The organism is Kerstersia gyiorum (genome assembly GCF_004216755.1).
Lineage (GTDB): Bacteria > Pseudomonadota > Gammaproteobacteria > Burkholderiales > Burkholderiaceae_B > Kerstersia > Kerstersia gyiorum.
This window is the reverse complement of the sequence record NZ_SGWZ01000001.1, coordinates 60,815-82,638: the sequence shown is the minus strand read 5'-3', so window position 1 is coordinate 82,638 and position 21,824 is coordinate 60,815. Positions and strand designations below refer to the sequence as shown.

At 64.4% G+C, this 21,824-nt stretch carries 22 protein-coding genes; 13 read left to right on the top strand and 9 right to left on the bottom strand.

What is annotated here, in order from left to right; all coding sequences use genetic code 11:
* Positions 1-17 precede the first annotated feature (17 nt).
* Positions 18-1,136, top strand: coding sequence for a helix-turn-helix transcriptional regulator (locus EV679_RS00385; RefSeq protein ID WP_068372786.1), 1,119 nt, complete (start codon positions 18-20; stop codon positions 1,134-1,136).
* Positions 1,137-1,203: 67 nt separating this feature from the next.
* On the opposite strand, the gene hemL is transcribed toward EV679_RS00385, so the two are convergent.
* From hemL to thiD, 3 genes are read right to left on the bottom strand one after another with little or no spacing between them, the layout of a single operon-like run.
* Positions 1,204-2,496: a glutamate-1-semialdehyde 2,1-aminomutase gene (gene hemL / locus EV679_RS00380; protein ID WP_068372784.1), complete on the bottom strand. Its 1,293-nt coding sequence runs from the start codon at positions 2,494-2,496 to the stop codon at positions 1,204-1,206.
* 29 nt (positions 2,497-2,525) lie between these two features.
* Positions 2,526-3,191, bottom strand: coding sequence for a thiamine phosphate synthase (gene thiE / locus EV679_RS00375; protein WP_068372782.1), 666 nt, complete (start codon positions 3,189-3,191; stop codon positions 2,526-2,528).
* Positions 3,188-3,985, bottom strand: coding sequence for a bifunctional hydroxymethylpyrimidine kinase/phosphomethylpyrimidine kinase (gene thiD / locus EV679_RS00370; protein ID WP_238591410.1), 798 nt, complete (start codon positions 3,983-3,985; stop codon positions 3,188-3,190). The genes thiE and thiD overlap by 4 nt, the downstream gene beginning before the upstream one ends.
* A gap of 278 nt (positions 3,986-4,263) precedes the next feature.
* Here thiD and EV679_RS00365 point away from each other — a divergent pair, with 278 nt between their 5' ends.
* The 7 genes from EV679_RS00365 (at position 4,264) to EV679_RS00335 (ending at position 9,192) form a co-directional block, all read left to right on the top strand.
* Positions 4,264-4,428 carry a rubredoxin gene (locus tag EV679_RS00365; protein ID WP_068372778.1) on the top strand — a complete coding sequence of 55 codons (165 nt, stop codon included), beginning with the start codon at positions 4,264-4,266 and terminating at the stop codon, positions 4,426-4,428.
* Positions 4,429-4,497: 69 nt separating this feature from the next.
* Positions 4,498-5,082 (top strand): YqgE/AlgH family protein, encoded by a 585-nt coding sequence (locus tag EV679_RS00360; protein WP_068372775.1) that lies wholly within the window; start codon positions 4,498-4,500, stop codon positions 5,080-5,082.
* 91 nt (positions 5,083-5,173) lie between these two features.
* Positions 5,174-5,629: a Holliday junction resolvase RuvX gene (gene ruvX / locus EV679_RS00355; protein ID WP_068372984.1), complete on the top strand. Its 456-nt coding sequence runs from the start codon at positions 5,174-5,176 to the stop codon at positions 5,627-5,629.
* An 18-nt stretch (positions 5,630-5,647) separates the two neighbouring features.
* Positions 5,648-6,202 carry a bifunctional pyr operon transcriptional regulator/uracil phosphoribosyltransferase PyrR gene (pyrR, locus tag EV679_RS00350; protein ID WP_068372773.1) on the top strand — a complete coding sequence of 185 codons (555 nt, stop codon included), beginning with the start codon at positions 5,648-5,650 and terminating at the stop codon, positions 6,200-6,202.
* The gene (locus EV679_RS00345; RefSeq protein ID WP_068372769.1) at positions 6,195-7,148 is read left to right on the top strand and encodes an aspartate carbamoyltransferase catalytic subunit; all 954 of its coding nucleotides are present in this window, start codon (positions 6,195-6,197) and stop codon (positions 7,146-7,148) included. Before pyrR ends, EV679_RS00345 begins: the two co-directional genes overlap by 8 nt.
* Positions 7,145-8,443 (top strand): dihydroorotase, encoded by a 1,299-nt coding sequence (locus EV679_RS00340; protein ID WP_068372759.1) that lies wholly within the window; start codon positions 7,145-7,147, stop codon positions 8,441-8,443. The genes EV679_RS00345 and EV679_RS00340 overlap by 4 nt, the downstream gene beginning before the upstream one ends.
* On the top strand, positions 8,440-9,192 hold the full coding sequence (locus EV679_RS00335; RefSeq protein ID WP_130486277.1) for a lysophospholipid acyltransferase family protein: 753 nt from the start codon (positions 8,440-8,442) through the stop codon (positions 9,190-9,192). Before EV679_RS00340 ends, EV679_RS00335 begins: the two co-directional genes overlap by 4 nt.
* Positions 9,193-9,304: 112 nt before the next feature.
* Here EV679_RS00335 and EV679_RS00330 read toward each other — a convergent pair whose 3' ends face one another.
* The 6 genes from EV679_RS00330 to mpl form a co-directional block, all read right to left on the bottom strand.
* Positions 9,305-10,141 (bottom strand): symmetrical bis(5'-nucleosyl)-tetraphosphatase, encoded by an 837-nt coding sequence (locus EV679_RS00330; protein ID WP_068372753.1) that lies wholly within the window; start codon positions 10,139-10,141, stop codon positions 9,305-9,307.
* The gene (gene lptG / locus EV679_RS00325; RefSeq protein WP_068372748.1) at positions 10,138-11,316 is read right to left on the bottom strand and encodes an LPS export ABC transporter permease LptG; all 1,179 of its coding nucleotides are present in this window, start codon (positions 11,314-11,316) and stop codon (positions 10,138-10,140) included. The genes EV679_RS00330 and lptG overlap by 4 nt, the downstream gene beginning before the upstream one ends.
* A gap of 107 nt (positions 11,317-11,423) precedes the next feature.
* Positions 11,424-12,155: a monofunctional biosynthetic peptidoglycan transglycosylase gene (gene mtgA, locus EV679_RS00320; protein ID WP_068372747.1), complete on the bottom strand. Its 732-nt coding sequence runs from the start codon at positions 12,153-12,155 to the stop codon at positions 11,424-11,426.
* 13 nt (positions 12,156-12,168) lie between these two features.
* Complete coding sequence (gene aroE, locus EV679_RS00315; RefSeq protein ID WP_068372745.1) at positions 12,169-13,029, bottom strand: shikimate dehydrogenase; 861 nt, start codon at positions 13,027-13,029, stop codon at positions 12,169-12,171.
* A gap of 120 nt (positions 13,030-13,149) precedes the next feature.
* Positions 13,150-15,042, bottom strand: a complete 1,893-nt coding sequence (locus EV679_RS00310) for a ribonuclease catalytic domain-containing protein (protein WP_130486276.1) — start codon at positions 15,040-15,042, stop codon at positions 13,150-13,152.
* 146 nt (positions 15,043-15,188) lie between these two features.
* The gene (mpl, locus tag EV679_RS00305) at positions 15,189-16,571 is read right to left on the bottom strand and encodes a UDP-N-acetylmuramate:L-alanyl-gamma-D-glutamyl-meso-diaminopimelate ligase (protein ID WP_068372738.1); all 1,383 of its coding nucleotides are present in this window, start codon (positions 16,569-16,571) and stop codon (positions 15,189-15,191) included.
* A gap of 460 nt (positions 16,572-17,031) precedes the next feature.
* Between mpl and accB the strand changes: the two genes are divergently transcribed.
* From accB to EV679_RS00280, 5 genes are all read left to right on the top strand, one after another.
* Entirely contained in the window at positions 17,032-17,490 is a 459-nt protein-coding gene (gene accB, locus EV679_RS00300; RefSeq protein ID WP_068372736.1) for an acetyl-CoA carboxylase biotin carboxyl carrier protein, read from the top strand.
* Positions 17,491-17,496: 6 nt separating this feature from the next.
* Complete coding sequence (gene accC, locus EV679_RS00295) at positions 17,497-18,843, top strand: acetyl-CoA carboxylase biotin carboxylase subunit (protein WP_068372735.1); 1,347 nt, start codon at positions 17,497-17,499, stop codon at positions 18,841-18,843.
* 126 nt (positions 18,844-18,969) lie between these two features.
* A complete protein-coding gene (gene prmA / locus EV679_RS00290; RefSeq protein ID WP_068372734.1) occupies positions 18,970-19,887 on the top strand; it encodes a 50S ribosomal protein L11 methyltransferase in 918 nt (305 codons plus the stop codon).
* A gap of 86 nt (positions 19,888-19,973) precedes the next feature.
* Complete coding sequence (locus tag EV679_RS00285) at positions 19,974-20,918, top strand: carbohydrate kinase family protein (RefSeq protein ID WP_068372731.1); 945 nt, start codon at positions 19,974-19,976, stop codon at positions 20,916-20,918.
* Positions 20,919-21,198: 280 nt separating this feature from the next.
* Positions 21,199-21,702 carry an outer membrane lipoprotein gene (locus EV679_RS00280; RefSeq protein WP_068372729.1) on the top strand — a complete coding sequence of 168 codons (504 nt, stop codon included), beginning with the start codon at positions 21,199-21,201 and terminating at the stop codon, positions 21,700-21,702.
* Positions 21,703-21,824 lie beyond the last annotated feature (122 nt).

Below are 21,824 nucleotides of genomic sequence, written 5' to 3'. Positions count from 1 at the left end.
CAGGGAGGGGAACGTCCATGGCTCGTGATCCATTGCAGGTGGCGCTGGATATCGCGCCGCTGTTCTATGAGGGGGTGCTGGATTCGAACCATTGGTACATCGCCCTCGATTCACTCTGCCGGGAACTGGAGGCGATGAACTTCCACCAGGTGACGCTGGGTCCGGCGCATGAAGACCCGATCCTGGAATCCATGGCATCGGAAACCGTGCCAGGCGACAAGCTCGAGGAATACGAGCAGCAGTACATGGGGCGCGATGAACGCGTCGCTCTGCTGGATCGTATGGTGGAAGGCGAGGTGGTGTTCGACCACCATCATTTCGATCAGCGCCATATGTCGCGCTCGGCAGTCTATGACTTCCTGCGTGGTGTCGGGACGCGCTATTCGATGTGCATGGTGATGCGGCAGACCGCTGGCACGAACGCCTATCTGGCCATGCTGCGCCCAGTCGATCACCGGCCTTACGGCGAGCGTGAGGAAGCCGTCATGCGGCTGCTGGCGCCGGAAATCCTGCGCGCGACCCGCTTGCGCGACCATACCCGCGAACTGGCGCGCCGCGCCGCGCTGGGAACCGCCGCCATGGAGCACATGCCGTTCGGCATCGTCATCGTTGACGCCGGGCGGCGTATCCAGTACCTGAATGCCCGGGCGGCCAGCCATGTGCGGGAAGCGGCCTGGTGTTCTGGCTATAGTCGTTTCGCGCTCAGGCAGCAGGCACTGCAGCTGCAGCTGGAACATGCCGTGGCGCGTGCCTGTTCGGCTTCCAGGCGTGCGGCGGTTGTCCGTTGGGGTAGTGGGGCGGATACGGTTGTGTTGCGCATCCTGCCCTTGCCGGCGGTAGCGGTGGCATCCGGGGCTGGCCGCAGCCAGTCGCCGCTGGCGCTGATTGCCATGGCGATGCCTTATGCCGGGCTGTCGTTTTCGTGCGGGGAACTGGGAGAAGTATTGGGCATCACCACTGCCGAGGCAGAACTGGCCAGTGTGCTGGCTGGGGGGGATACCATCAAGGCATTCGCCATGGCCCGGGGATGCACTCTGAACACGGCCCGCAGCCACCTGAAAAGCCTGCTGGCGAAGACCGGCTGCAAGCGCCAGCTCGACCTGGTCAGGCTCATTCACGCGGTGGGGCAGGGCTGATGCTGCCGCAGCCGGTGGCAGGGGCGGGTACCGGCGCCTGCTGCGCGCTTAGGTGCCCCACCCGGTATCAGCGCTTCAGACTTGCAAATGCCAGGTCGGCTGCTGCCAGCGTGGCCTCGATGACTTCGTCCGTATGGGTGGCTGAAACGAAGCCGGCCTCGAAGGCGGAAGGCGCCAGATGTACGCCGTGGTCCAGCATGGCGTGGAAGAAGTGCTTGAAGTGTTCGATATTGCATTCCTGCACTTCGGCAAAGCTCGTGGGAGGCGTTGCGCGGAAATACAGGCCTATCATGCCGCCGACGCTGTCGCTGGAAAAGGCGATGCCGTGGCGTTGCGCGGCGGCCTCCAGGCCGGCGCACAGCCTGGCCGAGCGCGCAGCCAGGTCTTCATAGAAGCCCGGCGTGCCCAGCAGGCGCAGGGTTGCCAGGCCGGCAGCCACGGCCACCGGATTGCCTGACAGCGTGCCGGCCTGGTACACCGCGCCCAGCGGCGCGATATTGGCCATGATGTCGGCCCGGCCGCCGAATGCGCCGACCGGCATGCCGCCGCCGATGATCTTGGCCAGCGTGGTGATGTCCGGCGTGACGCCGGTCAGGCCTTGCGCGCCTTGCGGGCCAACCCGGAAGCCCGTCATGACTTCGTCGAACACCAGCAGGGCGCCGTGGCGGGTGCACAGCGTGCGCAGGGTTTCCAGGAAGCCGGGGGCGGGCCGCACCAGGTTCATGTTGCCGGCGAAGGGTTCGACAATGACGCAGGCGATGTCGTCGCCCATGCTGGCGAAGGCCGCTTCGGCAGCGGCGTTGTCGTTGTAGTCCAGCACCAGCGTGTGCTGCACGAACTCGGGCGGTACACCCGCGGAAGTCGGGTTATTGAAGGTCAGCATGCCCGAGCCAGCCTTCACCAGCAGGCTGTCGGCATGGCCGTGATAGCAGCCTTCGAACTTGATGATCTTGTTGCGGCCAGTGGCGCCGCGCGCCAGGCGGATGGCGCTCATGGTGGCTTCGGTGCCGGAACTGACCAGGCGCACCTGTTCCATGGAAGGCAGGCGTGCGATCAGCGCTTCGGCGATCTCGATTTCCGCTTCGGTGGGGGCGCCGAAGGACAGGCCGTTGAGGGCCGCCGCGCGCACCGCCTCGATGACTTCCGGATGGGCATGGCCCAGGATGGCAGGGCCCCAGGAGCCCACGTAGTCGATATATTGCTTGCCATCCGCATCCCAGATGTACGGGCCCTGGGCGCGTGCGATGAAACGGGGCGTGCCGCCTACCGAACGGAATGCGCGCACGGGCGAATTCACGCCGCCGGGAATGCTGCGGCAGGCGCGTTGGAACAGGGTGTCATTGCGGGAGGTGGCTGTCATGATGGCGGTACGGGTATCCGTAGGGTTGATCAGGCGAACGCCTGCGCGCAGGCGCTGGCGGCGGCTTCGATGTCATCTGCCTGGAAAATGCCCTGGATGATGGCCAGGGCGTCGGCGCCGGCCTGCACGACAGGCGCGGCATTGGCAGCATGGATGCCGCCGATGGCGACCATGGCCGGACGCGGAGCAGGCAGCTCGTCGAGCAGCTTGCGGGCCTGCATGAGCAGTTCCAGCGGCGCACGTGCCGCTTGCGGCTTGGTCGGGGAGGGATAGACGGCACCGAAGGCAATATAGTCGGCGCCCTGCGCCAGCAGCGCACGGGCGCGCGCCAGGTCTGCATAGCAGGACACGCCGATGATGCGCCCCTGGCCGAGCGCGGCCCGGGCGGCCTGCAGGTCGCCGTCGTCACGTCCGAGGTGCACGCCGTCGGCGTCCAGATCTTGCGCCATGCGCCAGTCGTCGTTGACGATGAAGACCAGGCCCAGCTCGCGGCATTGCCGCGCAATGGCTTGCCCCTGGGCCAGCAAGGCCTCAGGGCTGGCGCTTTGCTTGCGGCGCCATTGCAGGCTGCGCAGCCCGCCACGGGCGGCAGCAGCGATGGCTGCCAGCAGGCCGGCAGTGTCGTCGGTGTCGGGGGTGATGCCGTAGAGGCCGCGCGGAAAGCGCAGGCCGTCGTAATCAGGAACGGACGTCATGCCTGTTGTTCTCCAGGTAGGCGCCAGGCCAGGCGGCGGCCCATGCCGGGGCGGAAGCTCTGCTGCAGGCAGCTTTGCACATAGGTGATGGCCTGGCCCACGGCTTCGTCGGGCGCCAGTCCGCGCGCCAGCATGGCGGCCACGGCGGTGGCGACGAGATCGGCGGTGTCGGACAGACGTTCCTGGCTGGCATGCCAGTTCCATTGGCGCAGCAGGCCTTCCGGCCCGCTCAATTGGGTGCAGCGGGTATCGCTGCGCAGCGGCGTGCCCAGCGTCAGCGACCATTCCGCGCCGGCTTCTCGCAGTACGTCGCTGGTTTCCACCGGCTCGCTCAGCAGGCCGTCTGCCAGCCATTGCGTCACGCGCATGTGTTCGGACACGACGATATCGGTCTGCGGCAGCAGCAACTCGACGATGGCTGCCATGACATCTTCGGCCAGGTCCTGGGCATCGAGGTCGCCGGCATCGCCGGGCGTGTCCAGGTGCAGCACCAGCGGCAGGTGGTTGTAGTCGGCGGCGATCTGCGCGATGACGCTGACGGCCTCCGGCGTATGCAGGCTGCCGACCTTTATGGCGCTGATGGCCATGTCTTCGAGCAGGCAGCGCGCCTGCTCGTCGATGAATTCATGGGAGATGGCGACGACATCTTCCTGATGCGCCGAATCCTGGACGGTATTGGCGGTCAGTACGCCCAGGCCATGGCACTGCAGCGCAGCGCTGGTGATGGCATCGGCGGGCAGCGAAGTGGCGCCGCTGGGGTCGAAGGGGCCGAAGATCAGAAGGGGAGGGAGCACAGAGGCGGACACTGCGGGCGAGGGGAAATAGTGGAACCTGGCAGGCGCTGTGGTGAAGCGCTGGCGACAGGAATCCTGCCAGCCGAGGTTGTGTTTGGTTAATATGGCCCCATTGTAGGTGAAACAGGCGCGCGCGGGCAGTCATGCTGCGCGTGCTGTGCGGCAGGGCGTTTGCGCCCTGCCCGGCCCGGGAAACGGGGCGGTTTTTTAATGGGGCGCATGCCTCCCAGGCCGAGGGTTAGCGCTGCCCGCCTGGATTGACAGGAAACTCTGAAACGATGCGTACTTGGATGTGTTTGATTTGCGGCTGGGTCTATGATGAAGCGGCCGGTTTGCCCGAAGAGGGTATTGCGCCGGGGACCCGCTGGGAAGACGTTCCCCCGAACTGGGTCTGTCCCGAGTGCGGGGCCCGCAAGGACGATTTCGAATTGATGGAAATTTGAGATCGTGAATACGTTCTGAGCCCTGCCTGCCGGGATGACAGGCTGAGTAATGTGTGTGTGGAGTGTGCCATGACGAAAGCCGCGGAAAGCCAGGACCTGCCCCATGCCGATCTGTCCAATCAGTTCCTGCTGGCCATGCCCGGAGGGGTAGAAGGCAGCCTGGCGGGAACCGTCATCTATGTTTGCGAGCATACCCCGCGCGGCGCGCTGGGGCTGGTAATCAACCGTCCGACCGACCTCACGCTGGGTGCTCTGTTCGAGCGTATAGATTTGAAGCTGGAAATTGAACCCGAGAAAGACAATCCTGTCTTCTTTGGCGGTCCGGTGCAAACGGACCGGGGTTTCGTGCTGCATGCCCCCATCGGCGAGTACTCGTCGAGCATCAAGCTGGGAGAGATGGCGCTGACGACTTCCCGCGACGTGCTGCAGGCCGTGGCCAACGGCGAAGGTCCGCGCCGCCTGTTGGTGACGCTGGGCTACGCGGGATGGGGCGCCGGCCAGTTGGAGAGCGAAATGGCGTCCAATGCCTGGTTGTCGGTCTATGCCAGTCCGGACATCATTTTCGATGTCGAACCCGCGCAGCGTTATGACGCCGCCCTCAAGCAGCTGGGGATAGACCCGGTGATGCTTTCCGGAGAAGCCGGGCATGCCTGATGCAGAAAACGCCGGCCAGCCCGGCGCCCTGAGGGCACCGGGTGCGGCGGCTGGCGTCAGTGTCGCCGGCGCGGCCGGTGGCGCCTGGGCGGTGGCGGGCGAAGCCACCCTGCTTGCTTTTGATTTCGGCCTGCGCAAACTGGGCGTCGGGCTGGGCAATACCATCACCGGCAGCGCAACGCCGCTGGAAATCATCCGCTCGCAGACCCGCGACGAGCGCTTCCAGCGCATCGCCACGCTGATCGAGGAATGGCGTCCTGCCAGCCTGATCGTCGGCCTGTCGCTGGATGAAAACGGTGCCGAGCAGCATGCTTCGCTGCAGGGGCGCCGTTTTGCCAATCAGTTGCATGGCCGCTTCGGCTTGCCTGTGATACTGGTCGATGAACGCGGTTCCAGCATGGAAGCGCAACGTCGTTTGGGCACCAATGCCGACGACGATGCCGTTGCAGCGGCTATTATTCTGGAACGCTACCTGGATTTGCTTTCGCGCGCTGTGGCCACTTCCTGTAACACAGCGTCCGTGCCGGGCTCCCGCACGGCTTCCTAATATCCTAAAATCCGCATCATGGCTTCTGATACACCTGTTCATTCGCCCGGCGATCTGCCGGATGCCGAAACACTTTACGCGCGCCTGCTCGCAGGGGTGAAGCAAGAGTTTTCCAAGACCCCGCCGGACAAAACCTGGCTGGTCGGCATCCATTCAGGAGGCGCCTGGTTGGCAGAACGCCTGCAGCGCGACCTGGGCCTGGAAGGCAACGTCGCCACGCTGAACGTCAGTTTCTATCGCGACGATTTCCACCGCATCGGCCTGCATGGCAATAGTCAGGCACAGCCTTCTTCCATCAACTTCCCCGTGGCGGGTGCCCACGTCATCCTCGTCGATGACGTGCTGTATACCGGCCGCACCATCCGGGCTGCCATGAACGAACTGTTCGATTACGGCCGGCCCGACAGCATCCGACTGGCGGTGCTGCTGGATCGCGGCGGCCGTGAACTGCCGGTCGCGGCCTGCGTGGTGGCGGCGGATATTCCTCTGCCCCCGGAAAGCGCATTTGTTCTGTCCCGTCTCGATAACGGGAATTTTTCCCTGGCCCTGGAAAAGGATTCCGTACATGAATAACCCGCAGCTCAACCGCCATGGCGAGCTGACCCACTTGTTGACGACCGAAGGCCTGCCGCGCGACATCCTGACGCATATTCTGGATACCGCTGCGAACTTTGTGCCCCTGGCCAACCGCGAGGTCAAAAAAGTGCCGCTGCTGCGCGGCAAAAGCGTCTTCAACCTGTTCTTCGAAAACTCGACCCGTACCCGGACGACCTTCGATATCGCCGCCAAGCGGCTGTCGGCGGATGTGTTCACGCTGAACGTGCAGTCGTCGTCGACGGCCAAGGGCGAATCGCTGCTCGACACGATCGCCAACCTGTCCGCCATGCAGGCCGACCTGTTCGTTGTGCGCCACGAGGCCAGCGGCGCGCCGTTCCTGATTGCCCAGCATGTTGCACCGCACGTGCACGTGGTCAATGCCGGTGACGGCCGCCACGCGCACCCGACGCAGGCCCTGCTGGACATGTATACCATCCGGCATTTCAAGAAGGACTTCTCCAACCTGTGCGTGGCCATTGTTGGCGATGTGCTGCATTCGCGCGTGGCGCGTTCGGACATCCATGCGCTGACCACGCTGGGTGCTGCCGAGGTGCGCGTTGTCGGTCCGCTGACGCTGCTGCCTGGCGGTCTGGAACAGATGGGCGTGCGTGTCTTCACCGATATCAACGAAGGCCTCAAGGACGTCGATGTCGTGATCGTGCTGCGTTTGCAGAACGAGCGTATGCGCGGCGCGCTCCTGCCGTCCGCCCATGAGTATTTCAAGCAGTATGGCCTGACTCGCGAGAAACTGGCGCGTGCCAAGCCCGATGCCATCGTCATGCATCCCGGGCCCATGAACCGTGGCGTGGAAATCGACTCTGCCGTGGCCGATGGCGACCAGGCGGTCATTCTCAATCAGGTGACGTTCGGTATCGCGGTACGCATGGCCGCCATGAGCATCGTAGCGGGAGCACAGGCATGAATCTGCAGGTAAAGGGAGGCCGGCTGATCGACCCGGCCAGTGGACTGGACCGTGTGGCGGACCTGTTCGTCGCCAGTGGCCGGGTGGTGGGCGTGGGCGAAGCGCCCGCGGGCTTCGTGGCCGACCGTGTGGTCGATGCCCAGGGCCTGGCCGTGCTGCCGGGCCTGATCGACCTGTCGGTGCGCCTGCGCGAACCGGGGTTCGAGTACCGCGCAACGTTGGAATCGGAAATGCGGGCCGCCCTGGCTGGTGGCGTGACCAGCGTGGTGCAGCCGCCAGATACCGACCCGACGCTCGACGAGCCCGGCCTTGTGGAAATGCTCAAGCACAAGGCGCGTCAGCTCAACCATGTGCGCCTGTACCCGCTGGGCGCCATCACCGTGGGTCTCCAGGGTGAACGCCTGACGGAAATGGCGGAACTTACCGAAGCGGGCTGCGTGGCCTTTTCCCAGGCCAACGTGCCGCTGACGGATACCAGCGTGATGCTGCGCGCCATGCAATATGCGCGTACCTACGATTACGTGCTGTGGGTGCGCCCGCAGGATTACTGGTTGTCGCGCGGCGGCGTGGCCGCCAGCGGCGCCTATGCGTCGCGCCTGGGTCTGTCGGGCATTCCCGTTCAGGCGGAAACCATCGCGCTGCAGACGCTGTTCGACCTGCAGCGCGTGACCGGCGCCCGCCTGCACCTGTGCCGCCTGTCAAGTGCCGCCGGCCTGGAACTGGTGCGAGCAGCCAAGCAGGAAGGTCTGCCCCTGACTTGCGACGTGTCCGTCAATCACGTGCACCTGACCGACGTCGACATCGGTTTCTTCGATGCCAATTATCGCCTGGACCCGCCGCTGCGCGGCCAGCGCGACCGCGAGGCGATCCGGGCCGCCCTGCTGGACGGCACCATCGACGCCATTTGCTCCGACCACACGCCGGTGGATGACGACAACAAGCTGTTGCCCTTCGCCGACGCCGAACCGGGCGCTACCGGCCTTGAGCTGTTGCTCAGCCTGACGGTCAAGTGGGCAGATGAAACCGGGGTGCCGCTGGCCCAGGCGCTGGCCCAGGTGACCTCGCAACCCGCGCGTGTGCTGACGACCGGCGCGCCGGACCTGCCGCCGTGCGGCCGCCTTGAGCTGGGGGCGCTGGCCGATTTCGCGCTGGTGGACCTGGATGCACGTTGGGTGGTGAGCCGCGATACCCTGCTGAGCCAGAGCTGGCACACGCCTTTCACCGGGCTTGAACTGCCGGGCCGGGTACGTTCTACCTGGGTCGGTGGCCGGCAGGTCTGGGAAGCGGCTTCGTGAGATTGCTGCGTTTCACGTTGCGCGCCATGCTGTTGGTGCCCTGGTTGCTGGGCGGGTTGCTGACCTTGGCGTTGCTTTACTACCCCGTCTTCAAGGTGGGGCGGGGTGAAACCATCGTCCGGGGTTGGTCGCGCGTACTGCTGCGCTGGTGCTGCGGCGTGCGCTGCGAAGTCTCCGGGCAGCCCATCATGGAAGGTTCGGTGCTGTGGACGTCCAACCACGTATCGTGGGTGGACATCTTTGTGATCAACAGCGTGCGAGCGTCTATTTTCGTTGCCAAGAAGGAAGTGCGCGAGTGGCCCTTGATCGGCTGGCTGGCGGCAGGTGTTGGCACCTTGTTCCTGGATCGCGCCTATCGGCAGGCCGTGCGTGAAATCGGGCAGGCAGTCGAAATCCACTTCCGCCGTGGCCGTTCGGTCGGGCTGTTTCCGGAAGGTACCACGACGGACGGCATGCGCTTGCTGCCGTTCCGTTCCGGCCTGTTCGCGCCGGCAGTCGACGCTGGTGTGCCGGTGCAACCGGTGGCGCTGGTCTTCACGCAGGACGGCCGGCGCAGCAGCCGCGCCGCCTTTACCGGCGATCAGTCATTGATGGCCAATATCTGGTGCATCCTGAGCACGCCTGGTCTGCTGGTCAAACTGTATTTCCTGCCGGTGCTGGAAATGCCTGAAGGTGCGGATCAGACGGTGCGGCGTTCGCAGGTGGCCCGCATGGCGGAACAGGCAGTCCGCAACGTGGTGGAACTCTGACAGGCCGCAGGTTGCCTGGCGCGGCTGCGGTTTGCCGCAGCAAGCGCCGGCGCGGGGCCGGAGACGGCCACCGCAGCCCCTGTCACCGTTGTTCTTGCCATGGACCCGGCGCCTAGAACAGCTCCGGGTCCTGGTATTGCTGGCAGGTGATCTGCAGGATCTTGCGGTCGCGCAGGCGCATGGCGGTCAGATGCCCGCCCCAGACGCAGCCGGTATCCAGGCAGATGACATCGGGGCGTACCAGCAAGCCCAGCGTCGACCAATGGCCGAAAACCACGACGACATTGCGTGTGGCGCGCCCGGGGATGTCATACCAGGGCATCAGGGCCGGGGGATGCTGGCCAGGGACCGCCTTGGCGGCGAAATCCATCTGGCCCTTGGCGGTGCCCAGGCGCATGCGCGTCAGCGCGTTGATGATCACGCGCATGCGTTTGCCGCCGGTGAGGTCATCCTTCCACTCGGCAGGCTCGTTGCCATACATTTTCTGCAGGCCCTTGCGCCAGTTCGGGCCGCGCAGCACGGCCTCGACTTCGGCTGCCAGGGCCAGCGTCTTGGCGCAATCCCATTTCGGCAACACGCCAGCATGCACCATCAGGTGGCCGTTCTCGAAATGGGCCAGCGGCCGGTTGCGCAGCCAGTCCAGCAATTCCTCGGCATCCGGCGCCTGCAGGATTTCACTGATGGTGTCGTTCTTGCCGGGCTTGCGCACGTCGGCGGCCACGGCCAGCAGGTGCAGGTCGTGATTGCCGAGCACGCAGGTGGCGCGTTCGCCCATGTCGCGGATGCGGCGCAGGGTTTGCAGGGATTGGGGACCACGGTTGACGAGATCGCCGGCGAACCATAAACGGCTGTCCGGCGCGCCGGCGATCTCAGGCAAGGCAAGGAGTTGTTCCAGAGGAACGCAGCAGCCTTGCACGTCACCGATCATCCAGATATCGGGACGGTTCATAGCGGGTGTTTTCTCCAGGGGTTGCGGTGTGTCGCCATGCGGGCGAGGAAATGGCGGTTTTCCATGATGAGCAGGGCTCCCAGCGCGACCAGCAGCGCGGCGGCGTTGGGCAGGATGGCTGTGCTCCATGGCGGCAGGCGTCCCAGCATGCCGATATTCAGCGCCAGCTGGTTCAGCATGAAAAAGCCCACGCCCAGCAGGATGCCGATGAACACTTTGGCGCCGACGCCGCCGCGCCGGGTCTGCATGAAGCTGATGGGCGCGGCGATGGTCATCATGACCAGCAGGGTGAAGGGGTAGATCAGCTTGCGCCACAGCGCGACGATTTGCCGGTCTGCCTGCAGGTGATTGCTGTGCAGATAGGAAATGTAGTCCCAAAGCGTCAGCATGGACATGCGCTCGGGGGTCAGCACGCGCGCCAGCAGGCGTTCGGGCGTCAGCGTAGTCTGCATGGACAGTTGCGCTTCCTTGTCGATGGTGACCAGTGGCTGGCTGCCGGGACGGGTTTGCGAGAACGCGGTGGCTGCGTCCAGGTCGACGCGATGGTGGCTGATGTTGTTGAGGTGCAGTTCGTTGCTGTTGAAATTGCCGTTCTCGGCCATGGCCAGCCCGCTCAGGCGGTTGTCCGGCGCGAAGGTGTAGAGTGTGATGTCGCGGATGCCGCCGTTGGCTTCGAGCTTGCCGACATTGATGATGCGCATGCCGCCTTCGGGCGTGGGCTCCTTGAACCAATACCCGCTGTGCATGGCGCCGCCGCCCGGCTTGCCGCGCAGCAGGAGGTTGGCTTCGCTGCCGTGCAGTTCGGCCGCCGGGGTAATGACTTCGGACAGCAGCAGGGCGCCGGCCATCCAGGGCAGCGTCACGATCCAGAGCATGCCCAGCAGCCTGGCGCCGCTGACGCCGGACACTCGCAGGATTACCAGTTCATTGCGTTGCGCCAGGCCAGCAAGCGCCAGGATGGCGCCGATCAGCAGGCCGATGGGCAGAATATCGTAGAGCCGCGTGGGCAGTTGCAACGCCTGCAGGTAGAGCAGCCCGGGCAGGGTGTAGCTGCCGCCCAGGTTGTCCAGTTCCTCGATCAGGGAGAAAAACGTGAACAGCCCGAGCAGTGCGAGCAGCACTACCGCGCAGGAGCGGTAGATTTCGCGGGCCAGATAACGGCGTGCGGTGCGCATGCGGCGGAAACCTTGACTGGATGAGAGGAAAACCTGTTATTTTGGCGCGTTTCGATAGATTTTGCAGGATGCGGGCCCGAATGGCACATTCTGGTGGCGGCAGGATGTCAGGGAATGTGAACCTGTCTCATGCGGGCCAGCAGCGTCGCAGTCTGTTTATTGAGGAACGCGGTGTTGCGGTGCTTGTCGTAATAGCGCGGGTTGGGCAGCATGGCAGCCAGCCGCGCTGCTTGCGCGGCACTGAGTTGCTGCGCCGACACCCCATAATAATGCCGTGCCGCAGCCTCGGCCCCGAAAATCCCTACTCCCCACTCGGCCAGATTGAGATACAGCTCCAGGATGCGGCGCTTGTCCATGCTGTGTTCGATCATGTAGGCCAGCACCAGTTCCTGGGCCTTGCGCAGATAGCTGCGCGACCCTGACAGGAACAGGTTTTTTGCCAATTGCTGGGTAATGGTGGAACCGCCACGGATGCGGCTGGATTGCTGGTTGTGCTCCCAGGCGCTGCGGATTGCATCCCATTCTATGCCGTCGTGCTCAGTAAAGCGCGAGTCCTCGGCTGCGATGACGGCGCGTTTCAGGTTGTTGCTGATGTGGTCGTAAGGAACCCAGCGATAGTCGAGCCTGGCGTCGGGGTCGGTGTCCTGCAGGCGGGCCAGTTCATGGCGCATGATGGCGCTGCTGCCGGGGTCCTGGCGGGCGTACCAGGCGACCTGCGCCAGCAGCCACAGCTGTGAGAGCAACAGCAGGATGAGCAGCGCCATGACGATGGCACCCAGCCGCTTGGGCCAGGTCCAGCGGAATCCTGGTCGGATGCGGTCGGCGGTGCTGTCCTGCATGGCCCTGGGCGCCTCAGGCGGCGGTGGCAAGCTGCTGCCGCAGCGCGGAAAGCACGGGTGCGGTATCCGGCGCCAGGCCGTGCCAGATCTCGAAGCTGGCGGCCGCCTGGCCCACCAGCATGCCCAATCCGTCGCTGGCGCGGCTGGCGCCGTCATCCAGCGCCTGTTGCATGAACGGAGTGGGGCGGGCCGAATACACCATGTCGTAGGCCACAGCAGCCGGGGCGTAAAGCCCGGCGGGCAGGTCCAGGGCGGCATCTCCCAGGCTGCTGGAGGTGGCGTTGATGACCAGGTCCCAGCCGCCGGGGCGGCTGGCGCCATCCAGGCCGTCGGCTTCCAGGCGGCCGGCCTGGGGCAGGGTGCGCACCAGGGGATTGGCGATCATTTCCTGTGCGCGCAGCGCATTGCGGTTGACGATACGCAGGCTGGCGCAGTCGGCGGCCAGCAGAGCCTGTAGGACACCGCGCGCCGCACCACCAGCACCAATGATCAATACATGGGCGTCGCGCAGCGGCGCGCCCTGCTGCTGCAGGTCCTGCACCAGGCCGATGCCGTCGGTATTGCAGCCGTGCATGATGCCGTCCTGCTGCCAGAGCGTGTTGACGGCACCAGCCACGCGAGCGCGCGCGCTGAGCGCGTGGGACGCCAGGGCATAGGCGTCCAGCTTGAAGGGGGCCGTGACATTCATGCCCCTTGCGCCAGCGGCGAAGAAGGGCAGCACCACATCATTGAAGCCGCCGATGGGGGCCAGCAGCCGGGAGTACTCCAGCGGCAGGTCGAACTGGTGTGCGAAGGCCTGGTGAATGTCGGGAGACAGACTGTGGCTGATCGGGTTGCCGATGACGGCACAGATGATGGGTTTCGTGTCGCTCATGGTTGCAAAAAGAAGTCGCGGCTCGCCTCTCCGGACGGGCCGGAGAGGAATTCATGGCGCCCCGAAACGGGTTCGTGGCGTCGGTGGTTCAGGGCAAGTGTATCTCGCCGGACGCGCCGTTTACTCGTTTTCGGCGATGACGCCCAGGTAGCGGCAGTCCAGTGTCAGCGCGAGTTCGTCACAGCCCATCAATTCCAGCCTGACCGGCGTGCCGCGTTCCAGCTCCGGCATGCCGGCCACGCGGGTGACAAAGGGGGCGCAGGCGAAGCGCACGAGATCCTCGCGCAGGACGTGCGCCGTCACTTCCTTCAGGCCCTGCTGCTGGAACCAGCGCAGGCACCAGTAGCGCTCCATGGCATCCTGGTGGTCGTGCCAGGTTGCGTATTGCGCCTCGAAGGCGCCGATGATCGCGAACAGGTCGGCGTCGCGTGGCTTGAAGGGCGCCACCAGCGGCGCCGAGATGCCATGTTGGGCAGCGGCGATCAGTTGCCACTGGTTGACCAGATCGACATAACGCCGTAGCGGCGACGTGCACCAGGCGTATTGCGGCACGCCGATGGCCTCGTGCGGCAGGGCGTGAGTGCTCATGCGGGTACGGCCCGCCTGCTGCGAGCGATAGATGCCAGGCAGACCGGTGCGGGCCAGCAATTCGCCCCAGAGCGTATTGGCCAGGATCATGTATTCGGCCACCAGCCGGTCCAGCGGGGCATTGCGGCGGCGCGGCTCGATGCGAACGGTGGCGTCGGGGTCGTCCGGGTTGCCATCCAGATAGAAGCTGTATTCGACCCGGTTATTGTTTTCCGGCTTGCCGCGCACTTCATCGCGGCGGGCGGACAAGGACAGCGCCAATTGCCAGAGCGGCTGCATCCAGTCGAGATGCGGGTGGGCATCGGCGGGGCCGGCCAGGGCTTCCTCGCTGTAGATGGCATCCATCTGGTTGTGGCGCAGGTTTTCGCGCACCTGCACACGCTCCAGGCGAGTTTCAGTGTGGCGTATTTCGCCGGTGGCAGGATAGGCTTCCACATACAGCGACAGCGCGGGCACGGGTTTGCCGGCATCCAGCGAGAAGCGGCTGATCAGCGCCTCGGGCTGCATGGGAATTTTTTCCCCAGGCGTATAAACCGTGGACAGCCGGGTGCGCGCATGTTTGTCCAGTTCGCTGTCGCGGGTGACAGCCAGGCCCGGTACGGCCACGTGGACACCTACGCGCAGCCAGCCATCATCCAGACGCTGCACCGACAGCGCATCGTCGATTTCAGTGGTGGTGATGTCGTCGATGGAATAGGCTTGGGCGTCGGCCAGCGGCAGGTCCGCGCCCAGGTCAGGCACCGTGATGTCGCCAAAGCCGGTGCCGCGCGGAAAGTTCGCGGCCAGGAAGCGGGCCTTGTGCAGCGCCAGCGGGCTGGGCCAGGCGCCCAGGTCCAGCAGCAGGCGCTCGGGGCTTTTCTGCAGTTGCTGGCAGGCGGCGTCCATGGCCTTCCAGGCCATGCTGTTCTTGTCGGGGCGGATCAGCAGCATTTCGGCGGCTTCGGCAATGGGGGCAGGCAGGCGGCCTGCCGTCATTTCATCGACCCATTGCTGCTGCTGTTCGGCCTGCAGGCGCTTTTTCTCCTGGGCTGCCTTGGCGGCCGCAAGAATGTCTGCCGGCGCGGCGCGGTAGCGTCCTTTGCCACGGCGGTGGAAATAGATGGGGGCGCTGTGCAGGCGCAGGATCAGGGCAGCTTTTTCCAGCGCGGAAGGGGCATGGCCGTAGTAATCGGCCGCAAACTCGGCAGCCTCGAAATCTTCCTGGCTGCTGCATTCCCAAAGGAAATCGAGGTCGATGTCTTCGGCCTGGGCCTGGGCTTGCGTCAGGAAATTGGAAGCGTCCTTGGTATCAAAGGTAAAGAGCGCACTGGTGCGCTTGATTTTGCTGCGCTTGCCGCTTTCCGACTCCACTTGCAGGCTGGCGTCGGTTTCAGCAAGGATATGGCCGATCTTGAAACCGCCGTCTTCTTCGTAGAACAGATACATCTTGTCGCGTATTCCTGGGGGAGTTGGCCCGGGCCTGGCAGGCCCGGGGTATGGCTGTGTGGAAAAGAAAGGGAATGGCGGAGTGCGGCCGGCAGTGACCGGCAGGGCGCCTGCGAACGCTGGCTGCCGGCTTTTCTACCTCGGTTTTACCTGCTTTTGCGGGCGCTTTCCAGCGCATTCAGCAGGCGGCCGTGTATGCCACCGAAACCGCCATTGCTCATGATCAGGATATGGTCTCCAGGGCGAGCTTCTGCCGTCAGGGCCTGAACCAGCGCATCGAGGTCGCTCCAGCAGCGGGCGCGCTCGCCCAGGGGAGCAAGCACTACCGACGGGTCCCACTGCACGCTTTGCGTGCCCTGGCGTTCGCCAAAGCAGTGGACCCTGTCTGCATCAGCCAGTGAGCCGGGCAGGCGGTCGGCCATGGTGCCGAGCTTCATGGTGTTGGAGCGCGGTTCCAGCACGGCGATGATGCGCGCCGGGCCGACCTGGCGGCGCAGCCCGGCCAGCGTCGTGGCGATAGCCGTGGGGTGGTGGGCAAAGTCGTCATAAACCGTGATGCCGTCCACCTGGCCTCGGACTTCCATGCGGCGTTTCACGCCCTGGAATGTGTTCAGGGCGGCAATGGCTGTTGCCGGTGCGATGCCTGCATGGTGCGCGGCGGCAATGGCCGCCAGCGCATTGGCGCGGTTGTGAGCGCCTGACAAGTGCCAGGCGACGGTGCCTTGGTGCTCGCCATGCAGAGCGACATCGAAGCGGTTGTCGGCCAGATCCCGGGCCTGCCAATCGCCATCGGCGCCGAACGTCTGGCATTCCGACCAGCATCCGCGCGCCAGCACGCGATCCAGCGCTTCATTGTGGCTTTCGCGGATGATGCGGCCATGGCCGGGCACGGTACGGATCAGGTGATGGAACTGGGTTTCGATGGCCGCGAGATCGGGGAAGATGTCGGCGTGATCGAATTCCAGGTTGTTCAGCACTGCAGTGCGGGGACGGTAATGGACGAACTTGGAACGCTTGTCGAAGAAGGCGGTGTCATATTCATCGGCTTCAATGACGAAGTGGCGGCTGGCGGGCTGCCAGCGCGCGGAAACGCCGAAATCGGGCGCAACGCCGCCGATCAGGAAATTGGGCGCCAGGCCGGCCTGTTCCAGTATCCAGGCCAGCATGGCCGTGGTAGTGGTCTTGCCGTGCGTGCCGGCGATGGCCAGCACGTGTTGCCGGTGCGGCGTCAGGATGTGCTCGTTGAGCCATTGCGGGCCGGAGATATAGGGCAGCCCCTGGTCGAGGATGGCTTCCATCAGCGGGTTGCCGCGCTTGACGACATTGCCGATGATGTACAGGTCTGCGCCCAGGGAAGCCTGCGAGGCGTCAAAGCCTTCGAGCAGTTCGATACCCTGTTCTTCGAGCTGGGTGCTCATGGGGGGATAGACGTTCGCGTCGCACCCGGTGACGCGATGGCCGGCAGCGCGGGCGATCAGGGCCAGACCGCCCATGAACGTGCCGCAGATGCCCAGAATGTGCAGATGCATGGAAACCTCCGTACTGCATTGTAATGGGGGAAATGCGGTGCAAGAGGGGGGCTGGGCATGTCGGCGAACCATTGTTTTCAATGGACAACGGCGTTTTTTTGACGTAAAAAGCGGTCTATCGTTACTTTTGCCGACATAATGGCGCATTGCGAATGGGTTCCCCAGATGCTGGCATTGTTTACCGCCAGCCTGCGCGGGCCGTTTTTTTCTGGCTGGCCGGCGCTCGCGCACAGGCTGGCAGCCGGTACCAGATCTCGCCCGGAACGGCTAGGCCGTGGCCGTGCCTGGACTCGTCCGTGAGACATGCGGCGTCTTCGCCGTCCTATGTGTCCACTTGGTCTGCCCGTCCATGAGATCTCCCCGTTTCCAGCTTCCAGCACGTTCGTTCCACCCTGGCATCGCAGACCGGGCATAGCACCGTCTCGCATTGCTGAAAAATACACTTTGGGAAAAGGCAGTTATGGATCTCCGAAAACTGAAAACCTTGATTGACCTGGTTGCCGAGTCCGGCATCGCCGAACTCGAAATTACCGAAGGCGAAGGCAAGGTCCGCATCGTCAAGTTCGTGCCGCAGGCCGCTGTCGCGCCGGCGCCCGTCTATGTGGAAACCGCCGTGGCTGCCCAGGCCGCCGCACCGGCAGCGCCTGCGGCCTCTGCGGCCCCGGCTGCGCCCGCCGCGCCGCAAGGCCACGTCGTCAAGGCTCCCATGGTCGGCACGTTCTACCGCGCCTCCAGTCCTGGCGCCACGCCCTTCATCGAAGTTGGCCAGAGCGTCAAGGAAGGCGAAGTGCTGTGCATCATCGAAGCAATGAAGCTGCTCAATGAAATCGAGGCCGACAAGGCTGGCGTTGTCACCGAGATCCTGGTGGAAAACGGCGCACCCGTGGAATACGGCCAACCCCTGTTCGTCATCGGCTGATAGCACATGTTCGAGAAAATCCTTATCGCCAATCGCGGTGAGATTGCGCTGCGCATTCAGCGCGCTTGCCGCGAGATGGGTATCAAAACCGTGGTCGTGCACTCCGAGGCTGACCGCGATGCGAAATACGTCAGGTTGGCCGATGAGTCGGTCTGCATCGGGCCGGCACCGTCCCGCGACAGCTACCTGAACATGCCCGCCATCATTTCGGCTGCCGAAGTGGCTGATGCCGAAGCGATCCACCCGGGGTACGGTTTCCTTGCGGAAAATGCCGACTTTGCCGAGCGCGTGGAAAAGAGCGGTTTTGTGTTTATCGGTCCGCGGCCGGATTCCATCCGTATCATGGGTGATAAGGTCAGCGCCAAGCAGGCGATGATTGCTGCCGGCGTGCCTGTTGTTCCCGGCTCGCCTGGCGCCTTGCCGGATGATCCGCAGGAGATCCTCCGCCTGGGCCGCGAAGTCGGCTATCCGGTGATCATCAAGGCTGCTGGCGGCGGCGGTGGTCGAGGCATGCGTGTGGTCTATACCGAAGCTGCTTTGTTGAGCGCCGTGCAGATGACGCGCTCCGAAGCGGGCGCGGCCTTCAATAACCCGGAAGTCTATATGGAGAAGTTCCTCGAGAACCCGCGCCATATCGAAATTCAGGTGTTGGCCGATGGTGGCCGCAATGCCGTCTGGCTGGGCGAACGTGATTGCTCGATGCAGCGCCGTCACCAGAAGGTCATCGAAGAGGCGCCGGCGCCCGGCATTCCCCGCCGTCAGGTCGAGCGTATCGGTGAGCGCTGCGTCGAAGCCTGCCGCCGCATCAACTACCGTGGCGCGGGTACTTTCGAGTTCCTGTATGAAAACGGCGAGTTCTATTTCATCGAAATGAACACCCGTATCCAGGTGGAACACCCGGTGACGGAACTCATTACCGGCATCGACCTGATCCAGCAGCAGATCCTCGTGGCAGCGGGCGAGAAGTTCACGCTGCGCCAGCGCGACATCCAGATCAAGGGCCATGCCATCGAATGCCGCATCAACGCGGAAGATCCCTTCACGTTCGTGCCCAGCCCTGGCCGCATCACCAACTGGCACGTGGGTGGCGGCCCGGGTATCCGCATCGACTCGCACGTGTTCAACGGGTATTTCGTGCCCCCCAACTACGATTCGATGATTGCCAAGGTGATTGCCTATGGCGACACGCGTGAGCAGGCTCTGGCCCGCATGCGCATCGCTCTGTCGGAAATGGTGGTGGAAGGCATCTCTACCAACGTGCAGTTGCACCGCGAGCTGCTGCAGGACGCACGCTTCATCGAAGGCGGCACCAGCATTCACTATCTCGAACACAAACTGTCCCAGCGCCCCTGACCCCCGGGGCAGCGGGTGGCGCAGCCACCCGCCAGGGCACAGGGTGCATCCTGCTCAGGCAGGAATGGCCCGACAGGCATCGCCAGCAGTAACATGCTGGCGATGCCTATTTCAGGAACCAGAAACATGCGTGAGTTATTGTTGTCCTGCCCGGGAGACCTGGCTGAGCCTTGGTCGGATGCCTTGCTCGAGGCTGGTGCGCTGTCCGTTTCCGTCGAAGATGCGGATAGCGATACCGATGCCGAGCAACCGCTGTTCGGCGAACCCGGCACGGAACCGGAAACCGTTGGCTGGAACCGGAATGTCGTCGTGGCCCTGCTGCCCGATGGCGCTGATCCCGAGCAACTGTTGGAGGCCGCGCTGGCGTCCAGCGGGTTGGATGCGGCACTGGCGCAGGACTGGACGCTGAGGGAGGTTCCCGATGCAGACTGGGTGCGTCTGACCCAGGCGCAATTCGGGCCCATTGCAGTGGGCGACAAAGTACGTATCGTGCCCAGTTGGCACGTGGAACCGGGCGCCGCGCTGGACAAGCCGGCCGGGGGCATCGCGATCCAGCTGGACCCTGGGCTGGCATTCGGCACCGGCAGCCATCCGACCACGCATCTGTGCCTGGCCTGGCTGGCCGAATCCATGCCGACGGGTGCCAATGTGCTGGATTACGGCTGCGGTTCGGGCATCCTTGCGATCGCTGCCGCGATGCTGGGCGCCCGCAGCGTTCACGGCGTGGATATCGACGCGCAGGCTGTCCAGTCCACTCAGGACAATGCCAAGGTCAATGGCGTGGCCATCATGGCCAGCCTGCCGGATGGCCTGGCCGACGGGCAGTTCGATGTCGTGGTGGCCAACATTCTGTCCAATCCCCTGAAGGTGCTTGCACCCATGCTGGCAGGACGCGTGCAGCCGGGCGGTCACCTGGTGCTGTCGGGCGTGCTGGCGCGCCAGGCAGAGGAAGTCGCTGCCGCCTACGCACCGTGGCTGGAAATGACAGTTTGGCAGGAACGTGAGGGCTGGGTCTGTCTACATGGACAGCGTCCGGCTGCCTGAAGACGCGCCCGGCAGCGTCGGGCTGATGTGAGCGCTGCCGGCGCTGTCCGGCAGCCGCCTGTATTCACTGTATCGAGGAATCAACCATGGCTTTTCCCATTCTGGTTTGCGGCTCCATCGCTTTTGACAGCATTGCGGTTTTCGAAGGTCGTTTCAAGGACCACATCCTGCCGGATCGCATCCGTTCCCTGAGCGTGTCGTTCACCGTTCCGTCGTTGCGCAAGGTCTATGGCGGCTGCGCCGGCAATATCGCCTACAACCTGCGCCTGCTGGGCGGCCAGCCTCTGCCGGTGGCGACGGTGGGCGAGGATGCCGGTGATTACCTGCATTACCTGCGCCAGCTGGGCATCAGTACAGAATGGATCCGTGTTGCGCCGGGCAGCTATACCGCCCAGTGTTTCGTGACCACCGACCTGGATGACAACCAGATCGCCGCATTCCACCCGGGCGCGATGGCGCTGGCGGCGGAAAACGACATTTCTTCGGCGGAAGGCGCCTGGGCCATCGTTGCGCCCGATGCGAAGGAAGGTATGTTTGCCCATGCCCGTCGCCTGCATGCGCGTGGCATTCCTGCGGTCTTCGATCTGGGCCAGGCCATGCCGCTGTTCAGTGGCGAGGAGATCGAGGAAATGCTGAAGCTGGTGCAGGTCCTCACGCTCAATGATTACGAAGCCGGGGTGGTGGAACAGCGCACCGGGCGCAGCCTGGATGATATTGCCAGGAACCTGCAGGCGGTGGTCGTGACGCGTGGCGCCAACGGCGCGACGGTCTGGAGCGATGGCAAGACCGAGGAAATCGGTGCAGTGAAGGCCGATGCCGTGGTCGATCCCACGGGTTGCGGCGATGCTCATCGTGCCGGTCTGCTGTATGGCGTGTCGTTGGGCTGGTCCTGGGCCGACAGCTGCCGCCTGGGCAATGTCATGGGTTCGATCAAAGTGGCTTCGCGTGGGCCGCAGCAGCACCAGCCGTCGCGTGCCGACATTTCCGCGCGCCTGGAACAGGGCTACGGCCTGGTGTTGCCCTCGCTGTAAAGGGTAGTGTTGGCAGCTGCGCCAGGCCCTCGGCCTGTCCGCTGCCGCTGGCCGGCGGGGCCTTGCATTGACAAACGTTGTGACAGATTCACGGCCAGGCTCCTGTACCATGCGTATGCTTCCCGGGCATCGGGATGTATCATGTAGATAGAGATTCCATGCGGCAGTGGCCGGCCCTGAAAATGGTCGGCCGGACCGGTCCAGGCATTTGCCGGATACCGGGCTGCCGCGATGCCACCGGGCATGACGGCCGGCTGGCGGTGACATTAGGAGCGACATCATGGCTAAGGCACAAGTTCAAGTTTCTTCCCGTACCGGCGCCCGTCGTGGCGTGGCCGTGGTTGCTGTTGCAGCCGCCCTGGCCATCCTGGCAGGCTGCTCGACGCAGCGGGCATCCAGTTCCGTCTATTCCTATGGTCAGGCCCAGCGCGAACAGATCGTGCGCAATGGCACGGTGCAGAAGCTGCGTCCGATCACGCTGCAATCCGATGACCCTTCGGCTGTTGGCACGCTGGCTGGCGGTGCGCTGGGCGGTGTCGTAGGCAATACCATCGGCGGTGGCAGTGGCCGCACCATTGCGACGGTTGGCGGTGCCATCCTGGGCGCGCTCGCAGGCAATGCTGTCGAAAAGGGCGTCAACACCCGCAATGGCGTGGAAATCACCGTCCATATGGATAACGGCGAAACCCGCGTCATTGCACAGGAAGACGACGTGCCCCTGAGCGTTGGCCAGCGTGTGCAGGTCATCAGTGGCGCCGGCCCGACGCGTGTTGCGCCCATGTAATGAACATGGCTTCCGGGTGCCGGAGCATGGGCGGATTGCCGCAAGGGCAATGACGCTGTATGCCGGCCCCGGGCGGCTGCTCGGGTAAAAATCTTCCCGGGGTGGTTCATGAAAAATCCCCC